The sequence below is a fragment of the Microcoleus sp. Pol11C3 genome (assembly GCF_036701485.1).
Classification (GTDB): Bacteria; Cyanobacteriota; Cyanobacteriia; order Cyanobacteriales; family Microcoleaceae; genus Microcoleus.
Map to the genome: position 1 here is coordinate 15,865 of NZ_JAUBQW010000089.1, position 11,539 is coordinate 27,403.

General features: G+C 45.0%; 9 protein-coding genes. 5 read left to right on the forward strand and 4 right to left on the reverse strand.

From position 1 onward, the window contains the following. Positions 1-123: 123 nt before the first annotated feature. Positions 124-3,117 (forward strand): right-handed parallel beta-helix repeat-containing protein, encoded by a 2,994-nt coding sequence (locus QUA40_RS19195; protein WP_333128673.1) that lies wholly within the window; start codon positions 124-126, stop codon positions 3,115-3,117. A 93-nt stretch (positions 3,118-3,210) separates the two neighbouring features. Here the strand turns inward: QUA40_RS19195 and QUA40_RS19200 are convergent, their stop codons facing one another. From QUA40_RS19200 to QUA40_RS19215, 4 genes are all read right to left on the reverse strand, one after another. Next, positions 3,211-4,167, reverse strand: coding sequence for a DUF6282 family protein (locus QUA40_RS19200; protein WP_333128675.1), 957 nt, complete (start codon positions 4,165-4,167; stop codon positions 3,211-3,213). Between the two features lie 53 nt (positions 4,168-4,220). Next, positions 4,221-5,126 carry an alpha/beta hydrolase gene (locus tag QUA40_RS19205; protein WP_333128677.1) on the reverse strand — a complete coding sequence of 302 codons (906 nt, stop codon included), beginning with the start codon at positions 5,124-5,126 and terminating at the stop codon, positions 4,221-4,223. Positions 5,127-5,140: 14 nt separating this feature from the next. Beyond that, a complete protein-coding gene (locus tag QUA40_RS19210; protein WP_333128680.1) occupies positions 5,141-5,587 on the reverse strand; it encodes a SufE family protein in 447 nt (148 codons plus the stop codon). Positions 5,588-6,040: 453 nt separating this feature from the next. Beyond that, a complete protein-coding gene (locus QUA40_RS19215; protein WP_333128681.1) occupies positions 6,041-6,400 on the reverse strand; it encodes a hypothetical protein in 360 nt (119 codons plus the stop codon). 325 nt (positions 6,401-6,725) lie between these two features. On the opposite strand from QUA40_RS19215, the gene QUA40_RS19220 reads away from it, so the two are divergent. From QUA40_RS19220 to QUA40_RS19235, 4 genes are all read left to right on the forward strand, one after another. Continuing rightward, positions 6,726-7,457 (forward strand): response regulator, encoded by a 732-nt coding sequence (locus QUA40_RS19220; RefSeq protein WP_333128683.1) that lies wholly within the window; start codon positions 6,726-6,728, stop codon positions 7,455-7,457. Positions 7,458-7,463: 6 nt separating this feature from the next. Continuing rightward, the gene (locus QUA40_RS19225) at positions 7,464-8,063 is read left to right on the forward strand and encodes an adenylate/guanylate cyclase domain-containing protein (RefSeq protein WP_333128685.1); all 600 of its coding nucleotides are present in this window, start codon (positions 7,464-7,466) and stop codon (positions 8,061-8,063) included. 186 nt (positions 8,064-8,249) lie between these two features. Beyond that, positions 8,250-9,185 carry a fused MFS/spermidine synthase gene (locus tag QUA40_RS19230; protein WP_333128687.1) on the forward strand — a complete coding sequence of 312 codons (936 nt, stop codon included), beginning with the start codon at positions 8,250-8,252 and terminating at the stop codon, positions 9,183-9,185. Between the two features lie 197 nt (positions 9,186-9,382). After that, a partial coding sequence (locus QUA40_RS19235; RefSeq protein WP_333128689.1) for a HEAT repeat domain-containing protein occupies positions 9,383-11,539 on the forward strand: 2,157 nt, incomplete at its 3' end.

An 11,539-nucleotide genomic window follows, 5' to 3' on the forward strand; every position in this document is an offset into this window, starting at 1 on the left:
TTAACTGTTGACGGATTTTTATTATGCCGATGCAACCGGAAACGATATAAGATAGCGATTTGTAGATGTCCATTTTTTTGTCAGGCTCAAAATAACTCAATTGATATTAATTAGATAAAACAAATGCAAGCATTACTTTTCTTAATAGGATTTGGAGGCGGGACCTTAGTCTGCTGGCTAATTTTGAATAAGCGAAATTCACGCAATTTGGTGCGGATGCAGGGTTCGCAGGAGGCTATATCGAATTTGGCTGCTCAGTTGGATGCCAGAACTTCGGAATTGCGGCAAAAGGTGCAGAATGAAAATCAGCTAAATTCTGAAGTGTCTCAGTTGCAAAGTCGGTTAGAAACTGTGACTCGCGAGCAAGAATTGTTAAAAAATCAAGTGTCGGAAATGGAAGAATTTTTGGCAGGAATTGCCCAGGATCGATCGCAAATTGATGCTCTGATTGCTGATTTACAGTTTCAGCTAGAAAATGCTCAACAAGCAGAGTCCCAATTAGCCGAAGTGGCAGAACTTAAACATCAGTTAGAAGTTGCGGAGCAAGAGCGATCGCAACTTAACGCTCAATTGCTGGAAATGCAAGCAGAGTTAGAGGCGGTTGATGCAGAACGTTCTCAATTTCACGCTCTGCTGTCGGAATTTGAGAGTCAGTTGGAAACGGCTAGCCAAAGCCGATTGCAGGTACAGTACCAGTTGTCGGAAATTCAAATTAAGTTCGATCGCTCGATTGAAGAGCGGCAGCAACTTCAGTCTCAACTGTCGGGTTTGCAAGCTCAACTGCAATTAGTCGAAGCAGAGCGATCGCAATTTACTTCGGAATTGTCCGAGGTACAAGCTCAATTGGAGAGTGCAGAGCAAGAACGCGAAATACTCAACTCTCAATTGCAAACTGCTCGCCAACAAGCAAAGCAACCTCCATTTGAATTATTAGAACTGCAAACACAGTTAGAAGCTGCTAATCTGGATAAAATGCAGTTAAACTCTCAAGTTCATGAACTACAACTTCAATCCGAAATGGTTGTTGTAGAGCGAGAAAGACTGCGGTCTGAGTTGTCAGAATTGGAGTCTCAGATACATCGCAAAGAGGGAGATAGCTCGCAACTCCAGTCTCAGTTATCAGAACTGCAAGCTCAATTAAAAACTGCTAACACAGAAAGATCGCACCTTTATTCTCAACTGTCGGAATTGCAAAGTCAAATCGAGAGAGCCAACCAGAGCGAAACTCAACTTCAATCTCAAGTATCCGACTTAGAAGCTCAGCTAGATAGTGTGCGTCAAACTCGCTCTCAATTAGAAGTTCAGCTAGAAACTGCTAACACAGAACGCTCGCAACTTTCTTCTCAACTCTCGGAAACTAAAAGTCAAATCGAGACAGCCAACCAGAATCAAAATCAACTTCAATCTCAAATATCCGAGTTAGAACAACAGTTAGAAAGTGTGCGTCAAAGTCGCTCGGAATTGGAATCTCAGCTTGCTTTTCAACTCTCGCAATTGCAAAGTCAAACCGAGACAGAAAACCAGAATCAAAATCACCTTCAATCTCAAATCTCCGACTTAGAACAACAGTTAGAAAGTCTGCGTCAAAGTCGCTCTGAATTGGAATCTCAGCTTGCTTCTCAAATCTCGGAATCCCAAAGTCAAATCGAGACAGCTAATCAGAATCAAGCTCAACTTCAATCTCAAGTATCGGACTTAGAAAATCAGCTAAGTAGCCTGCGTCAAACTCGCTCTGAATTAGAAGTTCAGCTAGAAACAGCTAACACCGAATGCTCGCAATTTTATTCTCAACTCTCGGAATACCTAGCTCAAATCGAGACAGCAAATCAGAATCAAAATCAACTTCAATCTCAAATATCCGAGTTAGAACAACAGTTAGAAAGTGTCCGTCAAAGTCGCTCTGAATTGGAATCTCAACTCACTGCTCAAATCTCCCAATTGAAAAGTCAAACCGAGACAGCCAATCAGAATCAATCTCAACTTCAATCTCAAATCTCCGAGTTAGAAAATAACCTAAATAGTGTGCATAAAACTCGCTCAGAATTAGAATCTCAGCTCACTTCTCAAATCTCCCAATTGCAAAGTCAAATCGAGACAGCCAATCAGAATCAAACTCAAATTCACTCTCAAGTATCCGACTTAGAAAGTCAGTTAGAAAGTGTGCGTCAAAGTCGCTCTGAATTGGCATCTCAGCTAGCAACTGCTAACACAGAACGATCGCACCTTTATTCTCAAATCTCCCAATTCCAAAGTCAAATCGAGACAGCCCATCACAATCAAACTCAACTTCAATCTCAAGTATCCGAGTTAGAACATCAGCTAGAGACAGTTTATCAAGAACGCTTGCTGCTAACATCGCAACTTTCCGCAGCGGGCGATCGACAATCTGAGCATTTTGACTCGGAATCAGGGCAAATTAAAGCATCTACTTCAGATACCAAGGTTTTGAACACTAAAAAATTTGTTGTTTCTCAGCAGGGTCAAGGCGATTATACTACTATTAGCGAAGCGCTGAAAAATGCACCACCGGGCACGCGCATTGAGGTGCATCCAGGCGTTTATCGCGAAAATCTAATTCTCGACAAATCGGTAGAAATTATCGGCAGCGGAGAGGTTGATCGCATTGTGGTTGAAAGTATCAACTCAAACTGCATTAAAATGGCAACTGACAGTGCTTTAGTGCGCGGTTTAACCCTGAGCGCTACTGGGAAATATTACGCTGTAGATATTCGCAAAGGCGAGTTAATCGTAGAAGACAGCGATATCACTTCTGCGGACTATTCTGTGGTGGGAATTTGTGGCCCTGATGCAAATTCTATCCTCCGCCGCAGTCAAATTCATGATGGGGTATGGAACGGAATTTTTATATCGGATAATGGGAAAGCAACGGTGGAAGATTGCAATATTTTTGACAACGGCAGTTTGGGAATAGGTGTCGGATTGGGAGGAAAATTGATCGTGCGCCGGTGTCGGATTAATGGTAATGAAGGTGAGGCGATCGCCGTTTACAGAGATGCCATTGCTACCGTAGAAGATTGCGATTTAACGGGCAATGCTGGGGGTGCTTGGCGCATTGCAGATAACGGATACTTGAAAAGCAAAGGCAATCAAGAATAGAAGAAGGAAGAAGGAAGGGGGAATAAGGAAGAGAAAAGAGCGAAGAGAATTCCCAATCCCCGATTGCCAATACCCAATTACCAATTACCAATTCTAAATGCCTAACAATAGAGCAGGATTGTGTTTCATCATTAAATCAATTTCGTGCGGAGAAATACCTTCATCTATCAATTTTTCCACAAATAATTTGTAACCTTCCGCAGGTAAAGGATCGGGTTTTCTTCCCAAATCTGTGCTGAGAACAAAATGCTCGGCTCCGATTAGTTTAATCGCTGCTGCCATCTTCTTAATTGAAACTTTATGCCAGTTTTTGTGTGCCTCATCAGCGGCCTTTTCTCCCATCAAATCGTTCACAAATGCGAGTTCTAAGAAAGCTCCGGCTGCGGCGGCTGTTTGCATATTTTCTAGGGATAAGCCGGGTACATCCGCCATTGCGTGAGTAATCAGGATGTTCTTAATCTTGAGCCGGTTGGCTTCACCGACAACTGCCATCACTTCTTCTGAGGAAATATGACCAGTTTCCAATATCAAATTATCTTTGGCTACCATCTTCAACACTGCTGCTGTTTCCGGTAAAACCTTGCCATTTTCCGCAACTTTAATCCCAATTCCCGGCTTGTGAAAAACCTGCAAGTGATGCTCAGCATCAACCGTTGGTAGCCACACTACTTTACCGTATTTGCCGCCAATGCGGTGCATTGCGTCCACAGCGTCGGGATTAATTCCGCCTACCGAATGATTGAGAACAATTCCTCCGAAAACTTCGATTTGTGGTACTATTTTATTAACCAAAACAGCCCGCGCTGCTGTGCTGGCATAATGATTTTTCAATACAACAGCTTTCATGTGCGATCGCGCCGCTGACTTAGCTACCTCAAAATCATCCAACCTGCGAGGAATGACATCAGGAGAAGAATGAATGTGAAAGTCGATCGCACCTTCGATCGTACTCTTTGGCAAATTGACCATCTGCGAATCTCCGACAGCATAAACTGGCAGACAAAACCAATAGCAAACCATCCAAACTAACGTTAAAAAAACAGCTTGCATTCCTCCCCTCTGCGTTCTCTGCGCCCTCTGCGGTTTATTCCCTCTTAATCCTCTCAAATAAAAGATTTAACCGCATTTGCTAAAGCTTCTGCATTCTCTTCGTGCATTCCCAATGAACCAGGAATAACTCGCGATTCAACACCCGGTAATTCCGTTAATGCTTCCATTTCAGCCTTGGATTTGGGCGGCGCATTCTCAGCAATTACAACCATCACCGGCACTGCTAATTCTTGAAATTTATCTGTAAATTCCGATCGCACTTTTGCCGGATCTAAACCACCAGTCACAAAGGCAGCAGAACCGTAGCGAGCACCGGGTTTTTGGGTCACTTGCCATTTGCTTTCGATGAAATCGGGCGTGACTTTAGCTGCATCGGCGTAGACGTGGCGGCGGTACATAAAACTTAGGAAAGATGGCGCAGTGTTTAGTTTGTAGAGGAATTGTCCCAGTAAGGGCGATCGTACTAATTCTCTCACGACTCCATGCCACCCGCTTTGCTGTTTGCTCATCGTCGGCAAAGGCGCGCGCCAAGTCGGTGCAGCTAACACAATCTTTGACCAAACATTGGGCTTTGATTGCGCTAATTGCATCGCATAACCCGCAGCGTGACCTGCCGCAACTACCCCAACCGGACTATTAAAAATTGACTCAACAAAATCCTTAAGAAATTGATGGTATAATTGCGGCTGATAGTCGGTTCGCGGGCGCTCCGATTCGCCAAAACCAGGCCAATCTAAGCTCACAACTTGAAATTGAGGAGCTAATAATTCTGCTAAAGGACGCATTTCTTCTCGCGTGGAAACCGTACTGAAAGTAGGCAGTAGCAATACAGGATTTCCCTGTCCTCTGGTTTCGTAAATAACTTTGATTTGCGTTTCTTTCCAATTCCAAATATATTCTTGAACTGCGACGAGAGAGTTGCCAGAACCTGATTTTGTTAAATTTGTAGTTTGAGTCATGACTTTTTATCCTGTTAATTTGCTTCGGCGCGATCGCTCAATTCGCAAGCAAGTGCCTTGTTTCTCATCATTTGAAAGATGTTGTAAAATCCGTTAGCGCGGGAAGGTGTCAGACTCACATTCAATCCCGTGTCTTGAATAAAATCTGGGGTAATGGTGACAATTTCAGCAGGCGTTAATCCGCTCAAACCTTCCACCAGCAAGCCAACTAATCCTTTGACTAACTGAGCGTCTGAATCGCCTTGATACAAAACTTTTCCGTCTGCCAAATTTGCAGTAATATAAACTTGTGACGTACAGCCAGAAACTTTGTTTTCCGGCAGTTTGTCGCTTTCGGGAAATGCTGGGAGTCTTTTGGCATACCACAGCAGTTGTTCGTAGCGCTGTTTCGGATCGGAATGTCGCTGAAAGCGCTGAACGATTTTAGCTAGGGCTGCAGGTAGCGCGGTATTTGTGGACATGATTTCCAGTAGCGGTTTACTTCGCTAATATTATACATTCCATTTTACCTGCTGGTATCGATTTGCAACATCGGCGTTGATCTGCATTCATCTGCTGTTACAAACCAAAAGCTACAACTTTTGGCAGTCTCATCCTTGTAGCTGTGAATAACCTTCGCCATTACAAACTGCCAAATTATAAACTCAGGAAATCTCAAAATAAACAACTGTTGAGCTGTGATCTAATTCGATAGTATGCCTTTTGCCCGAAAGACATCGAAGGGCATTTTATCGGTGAGAAATTATTGAAATTTGTGGACATCAAAAGGTCGATCGCTCTGAAATGCTCGATCGCCACTGTGAATAGGTGATTGTAAATGACAAGTGCGATCGTCCCGCAACTATCAAATTTCGCAACGATCGCGATTTGACCAAAATTCAAACGTTAGATCGAGCACTATGGGGCGATCGCCCTTACACGGGTAAAAGTGGCACACCGCGCAACTGGCGCAGGGAATTGATGCAAACCGGGCAGTCGCAGCCAAACATCGCCACGGCGGCATCGCTTTCTTCTTCCGAAAAGTCCAGCATCGCCACCGGCTGGCCATCCGGCGACTGCCAAGCGATCGTCGGTTTAGAATTTGAAGCAGCGGTTTTGGCGGAGAGGCGCACGCAACTCAGACGCTGAGTGTGGGGCGATCGCACGCAGCGGGGCGCATCACCCGATTGGCTTGGTGTTTCGCCAATTTGAGCGGGATTTGCGATCGCGCTCAAAGACATCACAGATCCAAACAGCGTCGGACTTACAAGTAAAGTGAGGAGCAATCTATTCATTTGTCGTCCTTAAGAACTTCAACGTATACAGTAGCCGATTATCTGTTGAAATTCAACAAGGTTTTCGTCCGATATCAGTTTGATTTGGGGTTATTAAGGCTTAAAAGCCGAATATTTGCGGCCCAAATATCGAATATTTTTCCGGGTATTAGCAACCAGCATTTTCTGATAAGTATCACTTTGGCTCCCCGGTTTAAGATTTGTTGCAATTTGAGTAAGTTTAGCTTGCCAGTGATAACAAACTAATCCAAGGCGGGTAAACTGATTTCAGCAAGGGCCACTCGAAGCAGCGAACAAGTTTACCTCAAAAACCAGGTGGGGAGTGATGAGTACAGTTTTAGTGGTGGAAGATTCCCGCAGCCAGCGGGAGTGCATTTCACATCAGTTGAGATGCAGCGGATTGAATGTAATTCAGGCATCTGACGGTGTGGAAGCGCTGGCTAAAGTTGAGAAAAATTGCCCTGATTTAGTATTATTAGATGTCATAATGCCCCGTCTGGACGGTTACGGGGTTTGTCGTTTAATTAAAGCTAATCCCGAAACTCGGAACATACCCGTGGTATTTTTAACAGGCAAGGGACAGCAGTTAGCTTTATTTTCGAGGTTCCAGGGCGATCGCGCCGAGGCTTATGTTAGCAAACCTTGGCAGCCGAGGGAACTTTTGGCAACGATCAAAAAAGTTTTGCTCAATGCCAATATTAAGTTCGATCGAGCTTCAGCCGACGCTTGGACAGAATACGGAATTTTAAACTTAAGTACAGTTGAATTGTATCAAAGCCACGCCGATGCTTGGACAAAATACAGTTCCCAAATTATTAAATTGTACGATTCCAGCTTAGCAGCTTTCGAGCAAGCTTTGGCAATTGAACCGAGTCACTCGAATGCAAACAAGTATAGAAACCGAGTCCAGAAAATCCGGGCAATTTTGATGAAAAAATTAGAGCAAACTCAACCTTGCAAAGTCTGCAATTATTATTACGGTAAGGATGGCATCACTTGTGCAGTGCATCCGTCTGGCCGCCCTCAAGAACTGTGTCGCGATTGGGAATTTAATTAAACTAAAATGAAAACAAATAACCGCACTTACTTGGAAAAGTTGCTGCAAGAAAGAAACGAACATCCCGAAAGAATGGCTGAAATTGATGCGAAAATAAATGAAACTTTTCGCCAAAATTACGCAATTTTAGTAATGGATATGTCGGGATTTTCTCGCACGACAGTCCGCTACGGAATTATTCATTTTTTGGCAATGATTCACCGGATGCACGGAATTGTCAAACCGATAATTTCAGAATGCAGGGGCACTGTAGTTAAGGAGGAAGCAGACAATATTTTTGCAGTTTTTCCCGATGTAAAATCGGCGGTGGAAGCTGCGATCGACTCTTTGAAACAAACGGCGGCTGTCAACACGACACTACCGCCGGATATGGATATTTACCTCTGCATTGGTATTGGCTGTGGTGATGTTTTGATGCTGGAAGGAGAGGATATGTACGGATCGGAATTTAATCTGGCATCCAAGCTGGGAGAGGATTTGGCGGAACGAGGAGAGATTTTGCTCACCTCAGCAGCCTTTGAAAAGTTGGAAGGTGACAAGGAAGACTGGGAAAAAGTGGAACTTTCGGTTTCAGGTTTGGAGTTGGTGGCGTACAAGCGGCTGTAATCGGCTGAATTTCTGTTGTATTCTCGTTTTTTGCCCTGCTGGAAAATGAGAACATGACTTGCCCCAGCCTTCACTAGAAACCCGGTTTCTTCGCAGATATCGGGCGACTCAGCCATTTTGGTAGAAACCAGGTTGATGAGGCTATATTCTTAGAGAATATTGAATTAAAATAAAATTTACAATCAGATGATTGAGGAACACAAAACTTGGCAATCTATTAATTTATCCGCGATTGAACAGCGGCTGGCTTGGCTGCAGCAACAGCCAGACAAAGTTATTTTTTGCAAAGAGTCTGGTGTTCACTATGTTGCAGTCACAAAAGAGCGATCGCACATTAAGCTATCTTTAGTAGAAAAAGTAAATCGGCAAACAGATTTACTGCAATCTGTTTTGGATTTCAACACTCCTTTACATCTAGTGTCTGAATATACTCAGGCAATGATGTTGGGTTTAGTGTGGCAAAGCCAACCTCAAAGAATCTACATAGCTGGATTTGGCGGGGGCAGAATTCCCTTAGTTTTGCATCACTATTTGCCGGAAACTGTTATAGAATGTGCGGATGTAGACCCGATCGCGATTGAAGCAGCTACACAGTGTTTTGGGATAAAATTGGACGCTCGGCTGACGGTAGCAATTCAAGACGGGAGAGAGTATCTGGAACAGCAAAATCCCGATATGCAGTACGATATCATCATGACCGACGTATTTTTTGGCAACGGCTACTTTCCGCACAGGCTGGCCACGAAAGAATTTTATCAACTCTGCGAAAAATGCTTGTCAACTGCAGGAGTTGTGCTGGTAAATCTGCTGCAAAGAGATGAGTTTTATGCGGAAAAAATTAAGACTTTTCAAAGCGTGTTTTCTCAGGTGTGCGTGTGTCCGTGGAAGGACATTAACAGCGTTTTGATTGGTACTAACAGCGCTATTTTAGAGAAAGACGAGATTGTTGCTAGGGCAAAATATTTGCAAGATGGCTATCAATTTTCATTTCCATTAACAGACAGAGCACAGGAAGTAAAATTAGGTAGAGAATTGGCGGAGGCTGTACCTACTTTAGACAAAGCTCAAATTTTTCATGACGATTCGCCGCCCGCTGGTTATTTTGATTGCTGGTTATTCTGATATCTATAATAAGTCCGGGTTTACTCTTTGTGGAACAGGCATCTTGCCTGTTCCGAAGTCCGAGCAGAGGGGGACTAAGAGAAAAGGGGGTACTAAAGCCGGATTTAATATGATGTGATTTTGTCCCGAATTTTCAGCATCGATCGCGTATCTAGAAAAAATCTATAATAAATCCATATTCTAAAATCTATAATCAAATGGCGACACCAGTTGATTTTCCTAAATATCTGCAATCCCTGGTTGAGTCTTATAAAAAACAACAGCATCTCTACACGCTGACGGATTTACAGGTGGAGGTGCGGGTGGAAAAGCCACTGGAGGATCGATCGCAACCTCGATCCGCAGAAAATAAACCAGAAACGAAAATCGAGCGGCTGGAAGTGCTGGCGGGACTCCGCAAGTACGTGCAGCAGGGAAATGTGCTGCTAGTGGGCAAGCCCGGTTCGGGAAAATCGACGGTTTTGCAGCGTTTTCGGTGCGAATTGGCACTAGAAGCGCTCAATGAGGGCGATCGACAGATTCCGGTGTTGGTGCAGTTGAGGAGCGATCGCTCGATCAAAGACGCAATCTGTGCCGAATTTCGACAGGCAAAGCTGAGAGTTTGCCCGGAAGAGGTGGATGATTTGCTGCTGGATGGCAGGTTGCTGCTGTTGCTGGATGGGGTGAATGAGATGCCATCGCAACAAAGGCGGCAGGATTTGCAGCTATTCCACGACGACAATCCCGATACGCCGATGATTTTCACGACGCGGGATTTGGCGCTGGGCGGATCTTTGGGCATTGAGAAAAAGCTGGATATGTGCGCGCTGACGCAACCGCAGATGCGGGAGTTTGTGCACAAGCATTTGCCGCAACATGGGGATTTGCTGCTGGGGCAGTTGCGCGATCGCCTGCGTGAGATTGCCGAAACGCCGTTACTACTGGAAATGATGTGTAAGGTGTTTAAAAATAGCGGGAAAATTCCCCAGAGTAAGGGCGAGTTGTTTCAGGAGTTCGATCGCCAGTATGAGGAGTTTAAGGGCGGTGCGTCGGTTTCGGATGATTTTCGGCGCTTCAAGTCGGATCTTTTGCAGCAGTTGGCTTTTGTGATGTTGCAGGGCGACTCGCAGTACCCCACGGATGGCTGGGTGGCGATTTCTCGCCGGAAGGCTGAGGGGATTTTGAAGTGCTGGTTGCGCGATGAGGAGGAGCAGGAGCCTCTAAAGAAGGCGAAGAAGTGGCTAGAGGATTTGCGGAAACATCATCTGTTGCAGGTGGCGGCAAAGCCGGAGGAAATTGAGTTTCATCACCAATTATTTCAGGAGTATTATGCGGGGCGGGCGTTGCTGAAACTGTTTGAGGATAAGCATTCGGATGTGATGGATGATGAACGGTTGCAGCATTTCTATTTGAATTATTTTAAATGGACGGAGCCTCTGGCGTTCATGCTGTCGTTGTTGCGGGATGAGGTGCAGGCGGTGCGGGTGGTGCGGCTGGCATTGGAGGTGGATTTGATGTTGGGGGCGCGGCTGGCGGGGGAGGTGCAGCGGGAGTTTCAGAAGCGCACGGTTGGGTTGGTGGATGGGTTGGATGTGCCGGGATGGTTGAAGGTTGAGCTTTTGGAGGAAGCGCGATCGGATGATGCGATTCCGAGATTACTCAAACTCGTTGAAGATTCACACTCTGATGTGCGTATGATGGCGGCAGATGCCTTAGGAAAAATCGGTGACGAAAAGGCGATTCCGGGATTACTTACACTCGTTGAAGATTCACACTCTGATGTGCGTATGATGGCGGCAGGTGCCTTAGGCCAAATCGGTGACGAAAAGGTGATGCCGGGATTACTTAAACTCCTTGAAGATTCAGACTCTTCTGTGCGTTGGATCGCGGCACATGTTTTAGGAGAAATCGGTGACGAAAAGGCGATTCCGGGATTACTTAAACTCGTTGAAGATTCACACTCTTCTGTGCGTTGGAGCGCGGCACATGCCTTAGGAAAAATCGGTGACGAAAAGGCGATTCCGGGATCACTTAAACTCGTCGTTGAATATTCATACTCTTCTGAGTGTTGGATCGCGGCAGATACCTTAGGAAAAATCGGTGATGAAAAGGCGATTCCGGGATTACTTAAACTCGTTGAAGATTCAGACTATTTTGTGCGTAGTAGCGCAGCAGATACCTTAGGAAAAATCGGTGATGAAAAGGCGATTCCGGGATTACTTAAACTCGTTGAAGATTCACACTCTTCTGTGCGTAGTAGCGCAGCAGATGCCTTAGGAAAAATCGGTGACGAAAAGTCGATTCCGGGATTACTTAAACTCGTTGAAGATTCACACTCTTCTGTGCGTAGTAGCGCAGCAGATGCCTTAGGAAAA

Bases quoted from the DNA above. Each gene is read 5' to 3' on its own strand.
- QUA40_RS19195 (WP_333128673.1), top strand. From the start codon at position 124: ATGCAAGCATTACTTTTCTTAATAGGATTTGGAGGCGGGACCTTAGTC.
- QUA40_RS19200 (WP_333128675.1), bottom strand. From the start codon at position 4,167: ATGCAAGCTGTTTTTTTAACGTTAGTTTGGATGGTTTGCTATTGGTTT.
- QUA40_RS19205 (WP_333128677.1), bottom strand. From the start codon at position 5,126: ATGACTCAAACTACAAATTTAACAAAATCAGGTTCTGGCAACTCTCTC.
- QUA40_RS19210 (WP_333128680.1), bottom strand. From the start codon at position 5,587: ATGTCCACAAATACCGCGCTACCTGCAGCCCTAGCTAAAATCGTTCAG.
- QUA40_RS19215 (WP_333128681.1), bottom strand. From the start codon at position 6,400: ATGAATAGATTGCTCCTCACTTTACTTGTAAGTCCGACGCTGTTTGGA.
- QUA40_RS19220 (WP_333128683.1), top strand. From the start codon at position 6,726: ATGAGTACAGTTTTAGTGGTGGAAGATTCCCGCAGCCAGCGGGAGTGC.
- QUA40_RS19225 (WP_333128685.1), top strand. From the start codon at position 7,464: ATGAAAACAAATAACCGCACTTACTTGGAAAAGTTGCTGCAAGAAAGA.
- QUA40_RS19230 (WP_333128687.1), top strand. From the start codon at position 8,250: ATGATTGAGGAACACAAAACTTGGCAATCTATTAATTTATCCGCGATT.